The following is a 19133-nucleotide window of genomic DNA, read 5'->3' on the forward strand; positions in this document are numbered from 1 at the left end:
GCTGTAGCAGAGCGCTAGGCTTACTTGCGCTTGTCCTTACGCTTCTTCTCGGCCTTCTTGTGGTGCGACATCAGGCGGCGCTTCTTGTTGACCTGGCGGTCGGTGAGGGTGTTCTTCTTGCCCTCGAACGGGTTGTCGCTGCCCTTGTACTCGATGCGGATCGGCGTGCCGACCAGCTTGAGCACCCGGCGGTAGGTGTTTTCCAGGTAGCGCGAGTAGGACCGCGGGATCTTGTCGGTCTGGTTGCCGTGGATCACGATCAGTGGCGGGTTCGCACCACCGAGGTGGGCGTAGCGCAGCTTGATCCGGCGACCGTTGACCATCGGCGGCTGGTGCTCGCTGATGGCGTCCTCGAGGATCTGGGTCAAGCGGCTGGTCGGCCAGCGGGTGACGGCCGATTTGAATGCTGCCTGCACCGACTTGTACAGGTGACCCACGCCCGTACCATGCAGGGCGGAGATGAAATGGATGTCGGCGAAGTCGACGAAGAACAGCCGGCGTTCCAGCTCGGTCTTGACGTAGTCGCGCTCGCTCGGCTCCATGCCGTCCCACTTGTTCAAGGCGATGACGATGGCACGGCCGGCTTCCAGGGCAAAGCCCAGCAGGTTCAGGTCATGGTCGACCACGCCTTCGCGGGCGTCCATGACGAAGATCACCACGTTGGCGTCCTTGATCGCCTGCAACGTCTTGACCACCGAGAACTTCTCGACTTCCTCGTGGATCTTGCCGCGCTTGCGCACCCCGGCGGTGTCGATGAAGGTGTACTTCTCGTCGTCACGTTCGAACGGGATATAGATACTGTCGCGGGTGGTACCCGGCTGGTCGTACACCACCACGCGCTCTTCACCGAGCATACGGTTGACCAGGGTCGACTTGCCGACGTTCGGGCGGCCGATGATGGCGATCTTGATGCCATCCTTCTCGCTCGGGCCGGGGATGCGCGTGGCCTCCTCGCCTTCGGCGACTTCCTCGTCCAGGGCTTCCTCGACATTGTCGCGCGGGATATGGCCGAGCACGGCCTCCATCAGCGCATTGATGCCGCGGCCCTGGGAGCCGGCCACCGGAATGGCGTTGCCCATGCCCAAGGGCGAGAACTCGGCGCGGGCGACGTCCGCATCGATGTTGTCGATCTTGTTGGCGACCAGGATGGCTTCCTTGTTCCGCTTGCGCAGGTGCTCGGCGATCATCTGGTCGGCAGCGGTCATGCCGGCGCGGGCGTCTACCAGGAACAGGACATAGTCGGCTTCCTCGATAGCCATCAGCGACTGCTCGGCCATTTTCTCGTCCATGCCCACTTCGTCGCCGGTGATACCGCCGGTGTCGATCAGGATGTAGGAGCGACCCTGCCAGGTGGCATCGCCATACTGGCGGTCACGGGTCAGGCCCGACAGGTCGCCGACGATGGCATCGCGGGTCTTGGTCAGGCGGTTGAACATGGTGGATTTGCCGACGTTCGGCCGTCCCACCAGGGCGATTACGGGAACCATGCGGCTCTCCACTCTTGAATTCTTGAAAATGCAAAGGCCGCTGCAAAGCAGCGGCCGGAGTTCGTGCGGCGCATCATGCGCCGCCGCTCGGGACCGAATGCGACCCCAAGCTTAGCTTCAGCGCAGGGTCAGTGCCTCGAGCTTGCCGCTGTTGCCGAAGACGTAGATGGTGTCGCCGACCACCAGGGGCCGGGCGCGCAGGCCATCGCTGTCGATCTTCTCACGGCCGACGAAGCGGCCATCGACCTGGCTGAGCAGGTGCAGGTAGCCTTCGAAGTCGCCCACGGCCACATAGCTGGAAAACACCTCCGGGGCCGACAACTGGCGGCGCGCCATGCTGTCGTTGCTCCACAGCGCGGTGGACGAACGCTCGTCGATGCTCTCGACGGTGCCCGATGCCTCGCTGACGTAGACGTTGCCGAAGCCCTGGGCGACACCCACGTAGCTCGAAGCATCGCGCTGCCACAGCACGCGGCCGCTTTCCAGGTCCAGGCCAGCGACGCGGCCCTGGTAGGTGCTCACGTAGAGCGTGCCACCGGACAGCAGCAGGCCGCCGTCGATGTCGACCACGCGATCCAGCTCGGACCGGCCCTGGGGGATGGCCACGCGGCTTTCCCACACCGGTACGCCGTTGCGGATATCCACGGCGATCACCTTGCCCGAGGACAGGCCGGCAACGGCCAGGCGGTTGGTCACGACCGGCGCGCCGGTGCCCCGCAGGGTCAGCACGGCCGGGGTGTTCTCGTAGATCCACAGGCGGTCGCCGGTCGCGGCATCCAGGCCGATCAGGCGATCGTCCTGGGTCTGCACTACGACTACGTCGCCATTGTTGGCCGGCGGTGCCAGCACTTCGCTGGTCACCTGCGAACGCCAGCGCTCTTCACCGGTGCTGGCATCCAGGGCGATCACCTCACCCTTGAGGGTGCCGAGCATGACCAGGCCGTAGCCGACGCCCACAGCGCCGGAAACCGGCAGGTCCAGGTCCTGCTTCCACACCACGTCGCCGTTGATGCGGTCCAGGGCCATGACCCGGCCGTTGACGTCCGAGGCGTAGATGCGGTCGTTCTCAATGGCAGGTACCAGGGTGTTGTAGGTCTCGCCCTGGCCGTCACCGATCGAGCGGCTCCATTGCTTCTTGAGTACCACTTCCTCGGTGAACTTGGTCAGTTCGGCCGGGGGCAGTTCCTTCTTGCTGTTGCTGCTGCAACCTGCCGCCAGTACGGCCAGGGTCAACACTGCTGCTTGTTTCCAACCGATCACGTCAGGCGTCCCCTTTGGCCAGGTCATCCAGCTTCAGTTGCAGGCCACCGATCGCGGCGTCGTCAGACAGCGCGGCCTTGGCTTTTTCATAGGCGCCGTGGGCATCGTCGGCGCGGCCCAGCTGGACCAGCAGGTCGCCTTTGAGCTCTTCGCGGCTGGCCTGGAAGGCCTTGTCGGTATCGCCATCGAGCAGCTTCAGGGCTTCCTCGGCCTTGTCCTGGGCAGCCAGGACGCGGGCCAGGCGCTGGCGCGAGATCTCGCCCAGGGTGGCATCGGCCGGCTTGTCCATCACGCCCTTGAGCTCAGCAGCGGCGTCGTCCAGCTTGCCGCTCTCGACCGCGACCTTGGCCACGAAGAGGCTGCCGTACTGGGCGTAGGCCGAACCACCGAACTCGCTCTTGAGCTTGCCGGACAGCTCCGCGACCTTGGCCGCGTCGGGCTGGCCGTTCGGCGTCAGGCTGGTTTCCAACAGGGCCTGGTACAAGGCCGAGGCGCCCTGGGACTGGTTGGTCTGGTATTTCTGCCAGGTCTGCCAGCCCATCACCACCGCGGCGGCCAGCAGGGCACCGGTCAGCAGCGGCTTGCCGTTGCGGTTCCACCAGTCCTTGGCTGCGGCCAGGCCTTCATCATCGGTACTCGACACCCCAATACTCCTTTTCAGCAATTCGGCTGGTTGGTCCGCTTCACGCCGGGGCGAAAGCGGCTTGCAGATGCTCGGCCAGAGCATCCCAGGCAATGTTCTGTTGTTCGCCCTGGCCACGCAGGGGCTTGACGCCAATCACGCGCTGCGCGAGCTCGTCGTCGCCGAGGATCAGGGCGAACAGCGCCCCGCTCTTGTCGGCCTTCTTGAATTGGCTCTTGAAGCTGCCGCCACCAGCGTTGACCGCCAGGCGCAGGCCCGGCAGGCGATCGCGCAGGGTCTCGGACAGGCGCAGGCCAGCGAGCTCGGCCTGCTCGCCGAAGGCGCACAGGTACACATCGATCTGGCGGCTGATGGACTCAGGTACCTTGCCCAGGGTCTCGAGCAGCAGGATCAAGCGCTCGATGCCCATGGCGAAGCCCACGCCCGGAGTCGGCTTGCCGCCCATCTGCTCGACCAGGCCATCGTAGCGGCCACCGGCGCAGACGGTGCCCTGGGCCCCGAGCTTGTCGGTGACCCACTCGAACACGGTCTTGCTGTAGTAGTCCAGGCCACGAACCAGCTTGGTGTTGATCACGAACGGAATGCCGGCGGCGTCCAGGCGGGCCTTGAGGCCCTCGAAGTGCACGCGGGATTCTTCGTCCAGGTAGTCCTCGAGCTTCGGTGCGTCGACCAGCACCGCCTGGGTGCCCTGGTCCTTGCTGTCGAGGATGCGCAGCGGGTTGCTCTTGAGGCGGCGCTGGCTGTCTTCGTCCAGTTGCTCGAGGCGAGCCGACAGGAACTCGACCAGCGCGTCACGGTAGCGCGCGCGGGCTTCGCTGGTGCCCAAGCTGTTGAGCTCGAGCTTGACCGCGTCCTGGATGCCGAGCAAGCCCCACAGACGCCAGGTCAGCATGATCAGCTCGGCATCGACATCGGGGCCTTCCAGGTTGAACACTTCCACACCGATCTGGTGGAACTGGCGGTAGCGGCCCTTCTGCGGGCGCTCGTGGCGGAACATCTGGCCGATGTACCAGAGCTTCTGCACCTGGCCGTTGCCGGTGATGCCATGCTCGAGCACGGCGCGCACGCAGGCGGCGGTGCCTTCGGGGCGCAGGGTCAGCGAGTCGCCGTTGCGGTCCTCGAAGGTGTACATCTCTTTTTCGACGATGTCGGTGACTTCACCGATGGAGCGCTTGAACAGCTCGGTGAACTCGACGATCGGCGTGCGGATCTGGCTGTAGCCGTAGGTGTCCAGCAGCCCGGCCACGGTGCCCTCGAAGTAGCGCCACAGGGGCGACTGCTCAGGCAGGATGTCGTTCATGCCACGGATGGCTTGCAGCGATTTGCTCACGAAAAATCCTTACGAATCTGGGTATCAGCCACGGGCGATCAGCGCCGCGTCGGCCTCGGCCTTTTCGGCCGCTTTCTGGCGGATGAGTTTTTCCAGCTCATCGACCAGGTTGTCATTGGTCAGCTTCTGCGACGGCTTGCCATCGATGTAGACCAGGTTCGGCGTACCGCCGGTCAGCCCCACGTGGGACTCCTTGGCTTCGCCCGGGCCGTTGACCACGCAGCCGATCACGGCCACGTCCATCGGTACCAGCAGGTCTTCCAGGCGCCCTTCCAGCTCGTTCATGGTCTTGACCACATCGAAGTTCTGCCGCGAGCAGCTGGGGCAGGCGATGAAGTTGATGCCACGTGAGCGCAGGTGCAGCGACTTGAGAATGTCGTAGCCGACCTTCACTTCCTCGACCGGGTCGGCGGCCAGGGAAATGCGGATGGTATCGCCGATGCCTTCGGCCAGCAGCATACCGAGGCCGACGGCGGATTTCACCGTCCCCGAGCGCAGGCCACCGGCTTCGGTGATGCCCAGGTGCAACGGCTGGACGATCTGCTTGGCCAGCAGACGGTAGGCTTCGACAGCCATGAATACGTCGGAGGCCTTGACGCTGACCTTGAAGTCCTGGAAGTCCAGGCGGTCGAGGTGCTCGACATGGCGCAAGGCCGACTCGACCAGTGCGGCCGGGGTCGGCTCGCCGTATTTCTTCTGCAGGTCCTTTTCCAGGGAGCCGGCGTTGACGCCGATGCGGATCGGGATGCCGCGGTCACGGGCGGCATCGACCACCGCGCACACACGGTCTTCGCGGCCGATGTTGCCCGGGTTGATGCGCAGGCAGTCGACCCCCAGCTCGGCCACGCGCAGGGCAATGCGGTAGTCGAAATGGATGTCGGCGACCAGCGGCACGCTGACCTGCTGCTTGATGCGGCCGAACGCCTCGGCGGCGTCCATGTCCGGCACCGAGACACGGACGATATCGACGCCGGCATCGACCAGGCGCTGGATCTGCGCCACGGTGGCCGCGACATCATTGGTGTCGGTGTTGGTCATGCTCTGCACCGCGATGGGCGCATCACCGCCCACCGGTACATTGCCGACCCAGATCTTCCGGGATTCGCGACGTTTGATCGGAGATTCGCCGTGCATGACTTACTGTCCCAACTTCAGGCGAGCGGTCTCGCCACTGGTGAACGGAGCCACATCGACCGCTTGGCCGTTGTAGCTGACCTGTGCGCCACGGGCGAAGCCCAGGCGCACTGCGAACGGAGGCTTGCCGCTCAGGTCGAGGCTGTCGCCCTTGCGCTTGATCGCGCTGAAGAGCACCTTGCCGTTGCCGTCGGTGACCTGGGTCCAGCAATCGGCGGTGAACTGGATCTGTACCTTGCCGCTGCCGGCCGGGATTTCGGCCGGGGCAGCCTGGGGCGTGGTTGCAGCCGCAACAACGGGGGCAACCGGGGTAGCCGGGGCAGCTGGCGCGGTGGCGGCAGCAGCGGGAGCACTGGGGGCCGGCGCGACCGGGGTGGCCGGTGGCGTCGAGGCCGCCGGGGCTGCGGCTTCGGCCGGTGCCGGGGCTACCGCCGGCGCGGCGGGCGCAGGCGTGGCAGCCGGCTCGGCCGGCGTCGCGCTGGCGCTGCCGGCCTCTGGCGCCGCAGCGCTTTCGGCTTGCTCCAGCGGCAGCGGTGCAGCTTCAGGCTGTTGGCCCGCGGTCACCGCCTGGTCTTCAGGCTCGTCCAGCGGGTGGATCTGGGTGGTGCCGTCGGCGCTTTCGACTTCGACATGCTCCAGGGCCATCTTGGCCAGGTCCTTGCCGCGCAGGCTGCTCTGGTCCTGCCACCAGAAGAAGCCACCGCCGACCACGACCACCAGCAGCAACAGGCTGACACCGCGCAGGATATTGTGCGAAAGGCGCACCGGCTCTTCGATACGGCCCAGCGAATGAACCTCGCTGCCCTTGGCATGGGTGCCGGTGTATTGGTCGAAAGCCTCGACCAGCGGCGCCTGGTCCATGTCCATCAGCTTGGCATAGGCACGGATATAGCCGCGGGCGAAGGTATGCCCCGGCAGCTTGTCGAAGGCGCCGTTTTCCAGGTTGTTCAACGAACTTACCGTGAGGTTGAGCTTGCGGGCCACCTCGGCTTGCGACCACGCCCGGTTCTCGCGGGCCTGGCGCAAGACCTCACCGGGATTCTGGCGAGTCGCTGCTGCTACTTCGGGGTGCGCGGCTTTCATCGTTGCTCCGACAGGTATTGCTGATATTCCGGCGTACCGGGATAAAGTCGTTGTAATTGCTGGCCCAGCTCTGCCACGGTGCCCGGCTCATCGAAGGCCCTGGCAAGGCGGCTGCCCAACAGCAGGCTTCGGGCATTCGCGTCGCTCAGCTGGCTGAAACGATCGTAGTAGTCCCGGGCCGGCACATAATGCCTGTTTTCGTAGGACAACTCAGCCATTTCCAGCAACGCTTTCGGTTGCCGAGGGTCGAGTTGCAGGGCCTTGCCCAGGTATTCGCGTGCCTGATCGCGATGCTCGAGCTTCAGGGCTACCAGGCCTAAGTTCTCATAGACCCGCGAGCGCTCAGGATACAGGGTATCGGCCGCGGCTTGGCGAAACATCTGCTGGGCCTGGCGAAATTGCCCCTGAGCATAAAGGAAACTGCCGTAGTTGTTGCGAATTCGTGTGTCGCCCGGGCGGGTCGACAGGGCCTTGCGAAAGTGCGTCTCGGCCAGGGCCGGCTCGCCTTCGGCCTGGAACACCAGGGCCAGGGCGGCGTGGGCATCGGCGTCATTGCCGTCGAGCGCCAGGGCCTTGACCAGCGGCGCCTTGGCCTGCCCGGTCAAACCTTGTTGCAAATAACCCAGGCCCAACTGCACGTAGGCCCGACCTGCTTCCTCCCGCCCCTGGCGACTGGCCAGGGGGTCGCCCGCGCCACCGGACACGCAGCCGGCCAGCAGCGAAAGCGTCAGGATCGACAGCGCGGCGCGCAGGGTCATGGCCAGGTCCTGTCAGTGGCGCACGGCGTTGTCTTGGAGCTCCGCGTCGGCGCTCAGCTGGCGCACGGCGATGTAGCGCTCGCTACGACGGGTGCGGTCCATGACCTGGCCCACCAGTTGGCCACAAGCAGCGTCGATGTCCTCGCCGCGGGTGGTACGGGTGGTGACATTGAAGCCGCCGTGGTGCAGCAGGTCCTGGAAGCGGCGGATGGCGTTGTTGCTCGGCCGCTCGTAGCCCGAATGCGGGAACGGGTTGAACGGGATCAGGTTGATCTTGCACGGCACGTCGCGCAGCAGCTCGATCATCTGGGCCGCATGCTCGGGCTGGTCGTTGACGTCCTTGAGCAGGGTGTACTCGACGGTCAGCACGCGCTTGCCACCCAGGGTGGACATGTAGCGCATGCAGGAGTCCAGCAGGACCTTGAGCGGGTACTTCTTGTTGATCGGAACCAGCTGGTTGCGCAGTTCGTCGTTCGGCGCATGCAGCGACAGCGCAAGCGACACGTCGATGTGCTTGGCCAGTTCGTCGATCATCGGCACCACGCCCGAGGTGGACAGCGTGACGCGGCGCTTGGAAATGCCATAGCCCAGATCTTCCATCATGATCTTCATGGCGGCGATGACATTGTCGAAATTCAGCAGCGGTTCGCCCATGCCCATCATGACCACGTTGGTGATGGCGCGGTCGATCTTGGCCGGGACGGTACCGAAGGATTTGTTGGCAAGCCACACCTGGCCGATCACTTCGGCTGCGGTGAGGTTGCTGTTGAAGCCCTGCTTGCCGGTGGAGCAGAAACTGCAGTCCAGGGCGCAGCCGGCCTGCGACGAGACGCACAGGGTACCGCGGTCGTCGGTGGGGATGTAGACGGTCTCGACGCAGCTGCCGGAGGCAACGCGGACCACCCACTTGCGGGTACCGTCGGCGGAAATGTCTTCGCTGACCACCTCTGGCCCCCGAATCTCGGCAACGGCCTCGAGCTTTTCGCGCAAGGCCTTGCCGACATTGGTCATGGCGGCGAAATCATCGACGCCGAAGTGGTGAATCCATTTCATGACCTGACCGGCACGAAAACGCTTCTCTCCGATGGACTCGAAGAATTTTTCCATTTCCTGCAGGGTCAGGCCCAACAGGTTGATCTTGCCAGTCATGTCACTCATGGAATCACCCAAGACCTGCTTCGCTTAGCGAATGCGGTCGCACAGCTCGGTAGCGGAGAAGAAGTAAGCGATTTCGCGGGCAGCCGAAGCTTCCGAGTCGGAACCGTGAACAGCGTTCTCGTCGATGGAAACGGCGAAGTCGGCGCGAATGGTGCCGGCAGCAGCTTCTTTCGGGTTGGTGGCGCCCATCAGTTCGCGGTTGGCCAGAACGGCGTTTTCGCCTTCCAGAACCTGAACGATGACAGGGCCCGAAGTCATGAAGGCAACCAGGTCGGCGAAGAAGCCGCGCTCTTTGTGCTCAGCGTAGAAGCCTTCGGCCTCGGCCTTGGACAGTTGCTTCATCTTCGAAGCGACGACGCGCAGGCCGGCTTTTTCGAAGCGAGTGGTGATCTCGCCGATGACGTTCTTGGCAACGGCGTCAGGCTTGATGATGGAGAAGGTACGTTGAACAGCCATGGATAACTCCAAAATTGAGTGTTGCGAAAAATTAAACCCGCGAATTATACGCGGGTTCCAGGGGATTGCCTAACCTGCAGGTGACGCTCAGTCGGCTTCTTCGATCCAGGCCGCCTGGATGGCCTCGAGCACTTTCTCACCGCCGCGTGACGGATCGTCGCTGAATTCTGGCAAGGCCAGTACCCAGCGGTGCAGATCGACGAAATTCACATAACGAGGATCGACCTCGGGCTTGCTTTCCGCAAGCTGGATGGCGATCTCAAGTACATCAATCCATTTCAGGCTCATGCTGGAACCTCAGTGCGGCGCTTCGGCGGCGTGGTTGAGCGAATATTTGGGGATCTCGATCGTCAGGTCTTCGTCGCCGACGATCACCTGGCAGGCCAGGCGCGATTGCGCTTCCAGGCCCCAGGCCTTGTCCAGCATATCCTCTTCCAGCTCATCGGCTTCTTCCAGCGAGTCGAAACCCTCGCGGACGATGCAGTGGCAGGTGGTGCAGGCGCAAACGCCACCGCAGGCGCTTTCCATCTCGATGTGATGCTCATGGGCCAGCTCCAGGATGTTGGTGCCTGGCTCCACCTCTACCACCAGCCCCTCCGGGCAGAACTTCTCGTGCGGCAGGAAAATCACCTGGGGCATCGGTTACTCCTCGATCTCATTCAGGTTGCGCCCGGCCAGTGCGGCTTTGACCGTCGAATCAAGGCGACGGGCGGCAAAAGCATCGGTCACCTGCGACAGACGCTTGGTCTGCTGCTCGATGGCCGCGCCATCGGTGCCGGTGAGCAAATCACGCAATTCTTGCATCTGGTACTCGATCGCCTCGCGCTCCTCGGCGCTGAGCAACCGCTCGCCGTCGGCATCCAGGGCGCCCTGCACCGCCTCGAGCAGGCGCTCGCCGTCGACCTGGTGCTCACGCAGCTGGCGCGCCTGCTTGTCGGAGCCGGCGTGCTCGAAGGAATCCTTGAGCATGCGGGCGATCTCGCCATCGGTCAGGCCATAGGACGGCTTGACCTGGATGCTCGATTCCACGCCAGAGCCCAGTTCGCGGGCCGAGACGCTGAGCAGGCCGTCGGCATCGACCTGGAAGGTGACGCGGATCTTCGCCGCGCCGGCGACCATGGCCGGAATGCCGCGCAGTTCGAAGCGCGCCAGGGAGCGGCAGTCGCTGATCAGCTCGCGCTCGCCCTGCAGGACGTGGATCATCATGGCCGACTGGCCATCTTTATAGGTGGTGAACTCCTGGGCGCGGGCCACCGGGATGGTGGTATTGCGCGGAATCACCTTTTCCATCAACCCGCCCATGGTCTCGAGGCCCAGGGACAGCGGGATGACGTCCAGCAACAACAGCTCGCCACCCTCACGACGGTTGCCGGCCAGGGTGTCGGCCTGGATCGCGGCGCCGATGGCCACCACCTGGTCCGGGTCGATCGACGTCAGCGGGGTACGGCCGAACAGCCCACCTACGGCCTCGCGCACACGGGGGACGCGGGTCGAACCGCCCACCATCACCACGGCCCCCACCTCTTCGAGCTCGACACCGCTGTCGCGCACGGCGCGGCGGCAGGCCTTGAGGCTGCGGGCGACCAGTGGTTCGATCAGGGCTTCGAAAGCGGCGCGGGTCAGCTCACCCTGCCAGGTGCCGTGGCGTACGCCGACCACGTCGGCGTCGGTCAAGGCTTCCTTGGCGGCGCAGGCGGCCTGCAGCAGCTGGCGCTGGGCGCTGGGGTCGAGGTCGGACGACAACCCGGCCTGCTCGACGATCCAGCCAGCGATGGCGTGGTCGAAGTCATCGCCCCCCAGGGCGGTGTCGCCACCGGTGGCCAGCACTTCGAAGACGCCCGCAGTCAGGCGCAGGATGGAAATGTCGAAGGTACCGCCACCCAGGTCATAGATAGCCACCACGCCCTCGGCCTTCTCATCCAGGCCATAGGCCACGGCAGCAGCGGTCGGCTCGTTGAGCAGGCGCAGCACGTTGAGGCCGGCCAGGCGTGCGGCATCCTTGGTGGCCTGGCGCTGGGCGTCGTCGAAATAGGCCGGCACGGTGATCACTGCGCCCACCAGTTCGCCGCCGAGGGTTTGCTCGGCACGCTGGCGCAACACCTTGAGAATGTCGGCGGACACCTCCACCGGGCTCTTCGGCCCCTGGACGGTGTCGATGAACGGCATGTGCGACTCGCCACCGACGAAGCGGTACGGCAGCTGTTCGCCCAGCTGCTTGACGTCGGCCAGGCCGCGCCCCATCAGGCGCTTGACCGACAAGATGGTGTTCAGCGGGTCGCTGGAAGCCGCTTCGCGGGCCGCCAGGCCTACGTCGATGCCGCCGTCGAGGTAACGTACCGCCGAGGGCAGGATGACATTGCCCTGCGCATCGGGCAGCGGTTCGCTGCGACCGCTGCGTACGGCGGCGACCAGGGAATTGGTGGTGCCCAGGTCAATCCCCACCGCCAGGCGGCGCTGGTGCGGTTGGGGGCTTTGACCGGGTTCGGCGATCTGCAGTAGGGCCATGCTTATCTGAGTACCTTAGGCGTCGTCACGTGCAACGCCGGGGTTAATCGTCGAGGCGCTCTTCGAGTTGGCGCACTTCCTGGGCGAGCTTGTCGAGGAACTGCATGCGGCGCATCAGGCGCTCTGCCCTGTCACGCTCGGCAGCCACATCCCAGCAGGCGGCGAAATCCTCGTTCAACGCCTCCTGGGCGGCCTTCAGGCGCTTCTTGAAGACAGCGACACCGTCGAGGTCGGCTTCGTCCTGCAGCTCTTCGAGCTCTTCGCGCCACTGCATCTGCTGCAGCAGGAAGTCCGGGTCGTGGACCGTGACTTCCTGGGGCACTTCGTGGCCGCCGATGGCCAGCAGGTAGCGGGCACGCCGCGGGGCGCTGCGCAGGGTCTGGTAGGCCTCGTTGAGGGCCGCGGACTTCTCCAGCGCGACACGCTGCTCGCGCTCGGAGGCGTCGGCGAAGCGGTCCGGGTGGACCTCGCGGGCCAGCTCGCGATAGCGCGTGGCCAGCTTGTCGAGGTCCAGGCGGAAGCCGGGCTGCAGGTCAAACAGGGCGAAATGGCAAGGAGTACCCACGTCAAGCCTCAGACATTGAAGCTTTCGCCGCAGCCACATTCACCGCGCACGTTGGGGTTGTTGAACTTGAAGCCTTCGTTCAACCCTTCCTTGACGAAGTCCAGCTCGGTGCCGTCGAGGTAGACCAGGCTCTTGGGGTCGATGATGACCTTCACGCCATGGTTCTCGAAGACCTGGTCTTCGGCCGCCACTTCATCGACGAACTCCAGCACATAGGCCAGGCCCGAGCAGCCGGTGGTGCGCACGCCCAGGCGGATGCCCTCGCCCTTGCCGCGCCCTTCGAGGGAACGCCGCACGTGGTTGGCGGCGGCTTCTGTCATGCTGATAGCCATCGGAACTCTTTCCTCAACTTCAGTTAGCGCACACGCGTCTTAGACCAAGCCTTTCTTCTGCTTGTAGTCGCGAACAGCGGCCTTGATGGCATCTTCCGCGAGCACCGAGCAGTGGATCTTGACCGGCGGCAACGCCAGCTCTTCGGCCAACTGGGTATTCTTGATGGTCTCGGCTTCGTCCAGGGTCTTGCCCTTCATCCACTCGGTGGCCAGGGAGCTGGAGGCGATGGCCGAGCCACAGCCGTAGGTCTTGAACTTGGCATCTTCGATGATGCCCTGCTCGTTGACCTTGATCTGCAGGCGCATGACGTCGCCGCAGGCCGGCGCGCCGACCATGCCGGTACCGACATCCGGGTCGTCGGCGTTCATCTTGCCGACGTTGCGCGGGTTTTCGTAGTGGTCGATGACCTTTTCACTGTATGCCATGGTGCAATTCCTTCCTCATCAGGGAGCCGCTCTTGCCGGCGACTGCTTAGTGGGCGGCCCACTCGATCTTGGAGATGTCGACGCCGTCTTTGTACATGTCCCACAGCGGCGACAATTCGCGCAGTTTGTTCACCGCCTCGCAGACCTTCTGCGCGGCGTAGTCGACTTCTTCCTCGGTGGTGAAGCGGCCGAAGGAGAAGCGGATCGAGCTGTGCGCCAGCTCGTCGTTGCGGCCCAGGGCGCGCAGCACGTAGGACGGCTCGAGCGAAGCGGAGGTGCAGGCCGAGCCGGACGATACGGCGATGTCCTTGAGCGACATCAGCAGCGACTCGCCTTCGACGTAGTTGAAGCTCAGGTTCAGGTTGTGCGGCACGCGAGCAGTACGGCTGCCATTGACGTACAGCTCCTCGAGGTTGGACACCTGCTCGAAGAAGCGGTCGCTCAGGGCCTTGATGCGCACGTTCTCGGCGGCCATCTCCTGCTTGGCGATGGCGAAGGCCTCGCCCATGCCGACGATCTGGTGGGTCGGCAGGGTACCCGAACGCATGCCGCGCTCATGGCCACCGCCGTGGATGATGGCTTCCAGACGTACGCGCGGCTTGCGGCTGACGTACAGCGCGCCGATACCTTTCGGGCCATAGACCTTGTGCGCCGAGAACGACATCAGGTCGACCTTCAGCTTCTGCAGGTCGATCTCGACCTTGCCTGCGGACTGGGCGGCATCGACGTGGAACAGCACACCGCGCGAGCGGGTCAGTTCACCGATGGCGGCGATGTCATTGATCGAGCCGACCTCGTTGTTCACGTGCATCAGCGAGACCAGGATGGTGTCTTCGCGCAGGGCAGCCTCGACCATGGCCGGGGTGACGATGCCGTCTTCACCGGGCTCGAGGTAGGTGACTTCGAAACCTTCGCGCTCGAGCTGGCGAGCGGTATCCAGGACCGCCTTGTGCTCGATCTTGGAAGTGATGATGTGCTTGCCCTTGGTCTGATAGAAGTGCGCCACGCCCTTGAGGGCGAGGTTGTCGGACTCGGTGGCACCGCTGGTCCAGACGATCTCGCGCGGGTCGGCGTTGATCAGCTCGGCAACCTGGCGACGGCCGTTCTCGACGGCTTCCTCGGCCTTCCAGCCGAACACGTGGGAACGCGAGGCCGGGTTACCGAAGTTCCCGTCGACCAGCAGGCAGTCGGCCATCTTCTGGGCGACGCGCGGATCGACCGGAGTGGTCGCGGAGTAATCGAGGTAGATCGGCAACTTCATTGGGTATCTCCTATCAGGCGGTGGCGTCGCTCGTCGCTGCGATCAGTCGACGGCGGACGTCTCAATCTTGTCCATCCGGGCGGTACGGCCCGAGACGCGGCGCAGGTCCTGGCGATGGGCGACTTCCTGCACCTCGCGGCGCTCGACCAGGTCGGCCAGGCTGATGCCGCTGAGGAACTCATGGATCTGCTGGCTGAGGTCGCACCACAGGTGGTGGGTCAGGCAGGTGTCGCCGGCGTGACAGTCCCCCAGGCCCTGGCAACGGGTGGCATCGACCGATTCGTTGACCGCGTCGATGACCTGGGCCACCTGGATGGTTTCCATGCCCCGCGACAGCTGGTAGCCGCCGCCTGGGCCGCGCACGCTGGAAACCAGGCTGCCGCGGCGCAGCTTGGCGAACAGCTGTTCCAGATAAGAAAGGGAAATGCCCTGGCGCTCGGAAATGTCGGCCAAAGACACCGGCCCATGCTGCGCATGCAACGCCAGGTCAAGCATGGCGGTCACGGCATATCGGCCTTTGGTAGTCAGTCGCATGGCTAATGGGTACCACGGGAGTTACAGGATGTGTGCGAGTATGCGATTCCCGAGCATTTAAGTCAACTATTAGACCTAGTGCTTTAGTCGGGTATGCATCGGGGAGGCGGGCGCGAGTCTAACAGACCGGGGGCGTGAGCACACGCCCCATATCTCATCGCGCCGTAATCAATGCGCCTGGGTGTCGCTCTGCGCGGTCTGCTTGACCTCGACGAAGTCCTCCTCGGGCAGCGCTGGCAGTTCCTTGCCGCAATAGTCGCTGCCCAGCTTGGTCAACGCACCGCACATGCCTTCGAGCCGTTCGTCGACCGCCTGCAGGTGATCGAGCATCTGGCCGATGGCGCGAGCCACCGGGTCGGGCATGTCGCCACTGACACCGTAGGCATCGAAGCCGATCTTCTCGGCCATGGCCTTGCGCTTGGCCTCGACCTCGCTGTCTTCGGTCTTGACGATGATCCGCCCCGGAATCCCCACCGCCGTGGCCCCGGCAGGCACCGCCTTGGTCACCACGGCATTGGAGCCGATCTTGGCCCCGGCACCGACGGTGAACGGGCCGAGCACCTTGGCCCCCGCCCCGACCACCACGCCGTTCTCCAGGGTCGGATGGCGCTTGCCCTTGTTCCAGCTGGTGCCGCCCAGGGTCACGCCCTGGTACAGGGTGACATCGTCACCGATCTCGGCGGTCTCGCCGATGACGATGCCCATGCCGTGGTCGATGAAGAAACGCCGGCCGATGGTGGCACCGGGGTGGATTTCGATACCGGTCAGCCAGCGGCCGAAGTTCGACACCAGGCGCGCCAGCCACTTGAACTCGCGCACCCACAAGGCATGGCCCAGGCGGTGCAGCCAGATGGCATGCATGCCCGGGTAGCAGGTCAGCACCTCGAAGGCATTGCGCGCCGCCGGGTCACGATGGAATACGCTCTGGATATCTTCGCGCAGACGTTCGAACATCTTTTTCTAGTCCTTCCGCTTATGCGGCTCGCCCCGTGCGACTTTCTGGGTCTCGGTGAGGATGCCGCGCAAAATGCTCATTTCCGAACGATTGACCGAGCTGCGCCCATAGAGCCGGCGCAGGCGCGGCATCAGGTGCTTGGGCTTTTCCGGGTCAAGAAAGCCGATCTGCACCAGGGTCTTCTCCAGGTGCTCGTAGAACAGCTCCATCTCGTCCATGGTCGCCAGCTCGCCGCTGCGCAGCGAGTTGGCTTCGAACTTCTCGACCTTCGTCGGCGCGCCCTGGGCCGCCAGCCAGGCCATGCGCACCTCGTAGGAGAGCACCTGGACCGCCGCGGCGAGGTTCAGCGAACTGAAGTCGGGGTTCGAGGGAATGTGCACGTGGAAGTGACATCGCTGCAGCTCTTCGTTGGTCAGGCCGGCGTGCTCGCGACCGAACACAAGGGCGATTTCCTCACCGACGCCGGCATGCTCGACGACCTTGGCACCGCATTCGCGGGGGTCGAGCAACGGCCAGGGGATGCTGCGCTCGCGGGCACTGGTGCCGATCGCCAGGCTGCAGCCGACCAATGCCTCTTCGAGGCTGTCGACGACCTGGGCGTTGTCCAGCACATCGTCGGCGCCGGACGCGCGCGCCGTGGCATCCACGGCAGGGAAATCCAGAGGCTGGACCAGCACCAGGCGCGACAGGCCCATGTTTTTCATGGCACGTGCAGCGCCGCCGATATTGCCGGGGTGGCTGGTATTGACCAGAACAACACGAATATTCTGCAACAAGGTGTTGAGCTCACGGATGTGGATAACAGGGCAAACGATCTTACAGAAGCGACGGACGTAACGCCATGAAAGCGCATGTCACCCTTCTGCCGAAGCAGATTTCTGATAGACTATGCGGCTTTCCTCTTTAACATCCCAGGTGAAACGCCCATGCAGCCTATGCTGAATATCGCCCTGCGCGCCGCTCGCAGCGCCAGTGAATTGATTTTCCGCTCCATCGAACGCCTGGACAGCATCAAAGTCGACGAGAAAGAAGCCAAGGACTACGTGTCCGAGGTTGACCGCGCCGCCGAGCAGACCATCGTCAACGCCCTGCGCAAGGCCTACCCGAACCACTCCATCCAGGGTGAAGAAACTGGCCTGCACGCCGGTACCGGTGAAGAAGGCAAGGACTACCTGTGGATCATCGATCCACTGGACGGCACCACCAACTTCCTGCGTGGCGTTCCTCACTTTGCGGTCAGCATCGCCTGCAAATACCGCGGCCGCCTCGAGCATGCCGTCATCGTCGACCCGGTTCGCCAGGAAGAATTCACCGCCAGCCGCGGTCGCGGCGCCCAGCTCAACGGCCGCCGCCTGCGCGTCAGCTCGCGCACCAGCCTGGAAGGCGCCCTGCTGGGTACCGGTTTCCCGTTCCGTGACAACCAGATGGCCGACCTGGACAACTACCTGGGCATGTTCCGCGCACTGACCGGCCAGACCGCTGGCATCCGCCGCGCCGGTTCCGCCAGCCTGGACCTGGCCTACGTGGCCGCCGGCCGCTTCGACGCCTTCTGGGAGTCGGGCCTGTCTGAGTGGGATATGGCCGCAGGCGTGCTGCTGATCCAGGAAGCCGGTGGCCTGGTGAGCGACTTCAATGGTGGCCACGACTTCCTCGAGAAGGGCCATATCGTCGCGGGCAACATCAAGTGCTTCAAGGCTGTGCTGACGGCTATCCAGCCGCACCTGCCCGAGTACATGAAGCGCTAAACGCTACACCTTGTCTAGTCCTGAAATAGGTTTACACCTGTTCAGGTAGGCCGATAGGCCTCAAAACGCCCGATGCACCGCATCGGGCGTTTTGTTTTTCAGGGCCATGTGAGGCCGCTCCGTGTTGTAGATTTGCACCGCCTCATCAACCATCTTTCTCGCCTGCTCCAGATTTTCTGGATTGCTCAGCAGCAGCTCTGTTTTGAGGATTCCGTTGATCCGTTCGGCCAGCGCGTTCTGATAGCAGTCATATCCGTCAGTCATCGAGCATTGGACCCCGTTCCGTGCATGCAGTGACTGATACAGCGCTGAGCAGTACTGAATGCCTCGGTCTGAGTGATGGACTAACGGCTGGCGACGCCGCCGTTTGCGCAGGGCCTGTCTAAAGGCTTGTGCAACCGACTCGGCATGCAGGCTCTCATGAACATGATGGCCAACAATCTTTCTAGAGTAAGCATCTGTTACCAGGCTTAGGTACAGTGGGCCGCTTCTGGCCGGCAGGTAGGTGATGTCCGCCACCCACACGTGCTCTGGCCCTGATGGGACAATCTGATTGGGGCCTGGCTTGAGTAGGTTGGGATGACGATAGAAGCGATGAAAGCTCTGTGTCGTCTTGTGATACGCCCGCTTGGGTAGCACCAACAAACGGCGCTCCCCCAAGACCTCAAACAGCCGGTCTCGGCCAACTTGAATCCGCCTATCAGGCTGGCAACGCAGCAGATAGTGCAGTTTCCGTGTGCCTAGCCGTGGCTGACGCATCCGGACTTGTTGCACAAACTCGACAACCCGATCTGCCTGGCGCGCTTTGCTATCAGCAACTCGATTACGTTTGTAGTAAGCCTGTCGGCTGATGCCTAGAAACTGACAAGCCCTAGCAATGCTCAGTCCTGCGACTTGACCTTGCGAGAGGACTTGCCGGATCGCTTTTTTACGACCGACACACCGTAGTCATTCTTTAGGACATCAACGACGGTCTCGAAGAACTGAGCCTTCTGGCTCATTAACTCAAGCTGCTGTTCAAGCTCTTTGATCCGCTGCTCTGGAGTGAGCGTTTTAGGGTCGGACATCGCGCAGCTCCTCTCGGCCCGGATCGACGCCCCTTGGCTCCAATCCTGCCGACCATGCTTACGCAACCATACCAGAACAGTCGACCGACCCTGGATGCCATATCGCGCCTGGGCCTGTTTGTAGGTCAGCTCGCCTTTTTCGATCTGATCAACGACAGCCAATTTAAAAGACAGCGAGTAATCTCGCTGCGTGCGCTTTACACCTTGCTCCATCTAGCTCTCCGGAAAATCGGGATAGGAGGTGTAAACCTTATTCAGGACGGGACACCTGCCACAAAAAAGCCCGCAGCGATGCGGGCTTTTTTGTGGCCGTTGTCCAAGGCATAGCGCAATTCCCTGTAGGAGCGGCCTTGTGCCGCGAAAGAGCTGCAGAGCAGCCCCGGCAATTTCTGCCAAGTTCACACCCTGGGGGCGCTTCGCACCCCTTTCGCGGC

The 19133-nt window shown here is 63.7% G+C and carries 21 protein-coding genes; 1 reads left to right on the forward strand and 20 read right to left on the reverse strand.

The genetic code is table 11. The features are described 5' to 3' along the window. Nucleotides 1-20: 20 nt before the first annotated feature. From der to trmJ, 19 genes are all read right to left on the reverse strand, one after another. Entirely contained in the window at nt 21-1487 is a 1467-nt protein-coding gene (der, locus tag ACXHGZ_RS17230) for a ribosome biogenesis GTPase Der (RefSeq protein WP_480460687.1), read from the reverse strand. A 117-nt stretch (nt 1488-1604) separates the two neighbouring features. Then, nucleotides 1605-2747, reverse strand: a complete 1143-nt coding sequence (bamB, locus tag ACXHGZ_RS17235) for an outer membrane protein assembly factor BamB (protein WP_084854592.1) — start codon at nt 2745-2747, stop codon at nt 1605-1607. A 1-nt stretch (nt 2748) separates the two neighbouring features. Beyond that, nucleotides 2749-3390, reverse strand: coding sequence for a tetratricopeptide repeat protein (locus ACXHGZ_RS17240; protein WP_084854593.1), 642 nt, complete (start codon nt 3388-3390; stop codon nt 2749-2751). Between the two features lie 40 nt (nt 3391-3430). After that, complete coding sequence (gene hisS / locus ACXHGZ_RS17245) at nt 3431-4720, reverse strand: histidine--tRNA ligase (RefSeq protein ID WP_084854594.1); 1290 nt, start codon at nt 4718-4720, stop codon at nt 3431-3433. Nucleotides 4721-4744: 24 nt separating this feature from the next. Then, the gene (gene ispG, locus ACXHGZ_RS17250) at nt 4745-5854 is read right to left on the reverse strand and encodes a flavodoxin-dependent (E)-4-hydroxy-3-methylbut-2-enyl-diphosphate synthase (RefSeq protein ID WP_480460688.1); all 1110 of its coding nucleotides are present in this window, start codon (nt 5852-5854) and stop codon (nt 4745-4747) included. Between the two features lie 3 nt (nt 5855-5857). Beyond that, on the reverse strand, nt 5858-6937 hold the full coding sequence (locus ACXHGZ_RS17255; protein WP_480460689.1) for a RodZ domain-containing protein: 1080 nt from the start codon (nt 6935-6937) through the stop codon (nt 5858-5860). Beyond that, the gene (gene pilW, locus ACXHGZ_RS17260) at nt 6934-7695 is read right to left on the reverse strand and encodes a type IV pilus biogenesis/stability protein PilW (RefSeq protein WP_480460690.1); all 762 of its coding nucleotides are present in this window, start codon (nt 7693-7695) and stop codon (nt 6934-6936) included. The genes ACXHGZ_RS17255 and pilW overlap by 4 nt, the downstream gene beginning before the upstream one ends. Nucleotides 7696-7707: 12 nt before the next feature. After that, the gene (rlmN, locus tag ACXHGZ_RS17265) at nt 7708-8853 is read right to left on the reverse strand and encodes a dual-specificity RNA methyltransferase RlmN (RefSeq protein ID WP_084858484.1); all 1146 of its coding nucleotides are present in this window, start codon (nt 8851-8853) and stop codon (nt 7708-7710) included. Nucleotides 8854-8877: 24 nt separating this feature from the next. Then, nucleotides 8878-9309, reverse strand: coding sequence for a nucleoside-diphosphate kinase (gene ndk, locus ACXHGZ_RS17270; RefSeq protein ID WP_023382208.1), 432 nt, complete (start codon nt 9307-9309; stop codon nt 8878-8880). Between the two features lie 87 nt (nt 9310-9396). Next, nucleotides 9397-9597 carry a Fe-S cluster assembly protein IscX gene (gene iscX / locus ACXHGZ_RS17275; protein ID WP_003257859.1) on the reverse strand — a complete coding sequence of 67 codons (201 nt, stop codon included), beginning with the start codon at nt 9595-9597 and terminating at the stop codon, nt 9397-9399. A gap of 9 nt (nt 9598-9606) precedes the next feature. Continuing rightward, complete coding sequence (fdx, locus tag ACXHGZ_RS17280) at nt 9607-9948, reverse strand: ISC system 2Fe-2S type ferredoxin (protein WP_084858485.1); 342 nt, start codon at nt 9946-9948, stop codon at nt 9607-9609. 3 nt (nt 9949-9951) lie between these two features. Next, the gene (hscA, locus tag ACXHGZ_RS17285) at nt 9952-11814 is read right to left on the reverse strand and encodes a Fe-S protein assembly chaperone HscA (protein WP_480460691.1); all 1863 of its coding nucleotides are present in this window, start codon (nt 11812-11814) and stop codon (nt 9952-9954) included. 43 nt (nt 11815-11857) lie between these two features. Further along, entirely contained in the window at nt 11858-12379 is a 522-nt protein-coding gene (gene hscB, locus ACXHGZ_RS17290; protein ID WP_084858487.1) for a co-chaperone HscB, read from the reverse strand. A gap of 8 nt (nt 12380-12387) precedes the next feature. After that, the gene (gene iscA, locus ACXHGZ_RS17295; protein WP_084858488.1) at nt 12388-12711 is read right to left on the reverse strand and encodes an iron-sulfur cluster assembly protein IscA; all 324 of its coding nucleotides are present in this window, start codon (nt 12709-12711) and stop codon (nt 12388-12390) included. 39 nt (nt 12712-12750) lie between these two features. Next, nucleotides 12751-13137 carry a Fe-S cluster assembly scaffold IscU gene (iscU, locus tag ACXHGZ_RS17300; protein WP_084858489.1) on the reverse strand — a complete coding sequence of 129 codons (387 nt, stop codon included), beginning with the start codon at nt 13135-13137 and terminating at the stop codon, nt 12751-12753. Nucleotides 13138-13183: 46 nt separating this feature from the next. After that, on the reverse strand, nt 13184-14398 hold the full coding sequence (locus ACXHGZ_RS17305) for an IscS subfamily cysteine desulfurase (protein WP_084858490.1): 1215 nt from the start codon (nt 14396-14398) through the stop codon (nt 13184-13186). A 42-nt stretch (nt 14399-14440) separates the two neighbouring features. Further along, entirely contained in the window at nt 14441-14932 is a 492-nt protein-coding gene (iscR, locus tag ACXHGZ_RS17310; protein ID WP_084858491.1) for a Fe-S cluster assembly transcriptional regulator IscR, read from the reverse strand. Nucleotides 14933-15100: 168 nt separating this feature from the next. Further along, entirely contained in the window at nt 15101-15886 is a 786-nt protein-coding gene (gene cysE / locus ACXHGZ_RS17315) for a serine O-acetyltransferase (RefSeq protein WP_416768174.1), read from the reverse strand. A gap of 6 nt (nt 15887-15892) precedes the next feature. Next, nucleotides 15893-16663 carry a tRNA (cytosine(32)/uridine(32)-2'-O)-methyltransferase TrmJ gene (gene trmJ / locus ACXHGZ_RS17320; RefSeq protein WP_084858493.1) on the reverse strand — a complete coding sequence of 257 codons (771 nt, stop codon included), beginning with the start codon at nt 16661-16663 and terminating at the stop codon, nt 15893-15895. A gap of 150 nt (nt 16664-16813) precedes the next feature. Between trmJ and suhB the strand changes: the two genes are divergently transcribed. Then, complete coding sequence (gene suhB / locus ACXHGZ_RS17325) at nt 16814-17632, forward strand: type III secretion system regulator SuhB (RefSeq protein WP_084858494.1); 819 nt, start codon at nt 16814-16816, stop codon at nt 17630-17632. 60 nt (nt 17633-17692) lie between these two features. Here the strand turns inward: suhB and ACXHGZ_RS17330 are convergent. Further along, nucleotides 17693-18912 (reverse strand): IS3 family transposase gene (locus tag ACXHGZ_RS17330; RefSeq protein ID WP_416768414.1). Its coding sequence is split into 2 segments (ribosomal slippage): nt 17693-18564 and nt 18564-18912, totalling 1221 coding nucleotides; the frame shifts between segments, so codons are not numbered across the junction. Between the last annotated feature and the right edge of the window lie 221 nt (nt 18913-19133).

This window comes from Pseudomonas shiyinii (genome assembly GCF_056725765.1).

Bases quoted from the DNA above. Each gene is read 5' to 3' on its own strand.
- ACXHGZ_RS17255 (WP_480460689.1), bottom strand. From the start codon at position 6,937: ATGAAAGCCGCGCACCCCGAAGTAGCAGCAGCGACTCGCCAGAATCCC.
- ispG (WP_480460688.1), bottom strand. From the start codon at position 5,854: ATGCACGGCGAATCTCCGATCAAACGTCGCGAATCCCGGAAGATCTGG.
- iscR (WP_084858491.1), bottom strand. From the start codon at position 14,932: ATGCGACTGACTACCAAAGGCCGATATGCCGTGACCGCCATGCTTGAC.
- cysE (WP_416768174.1), bottom strand. From the start codon at position 15,886: ATGTTCGAACGTCTGCGCGAAGATATCCAGAGCGTATTCCATCGTGAC.
- pilW (WP_480460690.1), bottom strand. From the start codon at position 7,695: ATGACCCTGCGCGCCGCGCTGTCGATCCTGACGCTTTCGCTGCTGGCC.
- ACXHGZ_RS17305 (WP_084858490.1), bottom strand. From the start codon at position 14,398: ATGAAGTTGCCGATCTACCTCGATTACTCCGCGACCACTCCGGTCGAT.
- iscX (WP_003257859.1), bottom strand. From the start codon at position 9,597: ATGAGCCTGAAATGGATTGATGTACTTGAGATCGCCATCCAGCTTGCG.
- ndk (WP_023382208.1), bottom strand. From the start codon at position 9,309: ATGGCTGTTCAACGTACCTTCTCCATCATCAAGCCTGACGCCGTTGCC.
- der (WP_480460687.1), bottom strand. From the start codon at position 1,487: ATGGTTCCCGTAATCGCCCTGGTGGGACGGCCGAACGTCGGCAAATCC.
- rlmN (WP_084858484.1), bottom strand. From the start codon at position 8,853: ATGAGTGACATGACTGGCAAGATCAACCTGTTGGGCCTGACCCTGCAG.
- hscA (WP_480460691.1), bottom strand. From the start codon at position 11,814: ATGGCCCTACTGCAGATCGCCGAACCCGGTCAAAGCCCCCAACCGCAC.
- iscU (WP_084858489.1), bottom strand. From the start codon at position 13,137: ATGGCATACAGTGAAAAGGTCATCGACCACTACGAAAACCCGCGCAAC.
- iscA (WP_084858488.1), bottom strand. From the start codon at position 12,711: ATGGCTATCAGCATGACAGAAGCCGCCGCCAACCACGTGCGGCGTTCC.
- suhB (WP_084858494.1), top strand. From the start codon at position 16,814: ATGCAGCCTATGCTGAATATCGCCCTGCGCGCCGCTCGCAGCGCCAGT.
- fdx (WP_084858485.1), bottom strand. From the start codon at position 9,948: ATGCCCCAGGTGATTTTCCTGCCGCACGAGAAGTTCTGCCCGGAGGGG.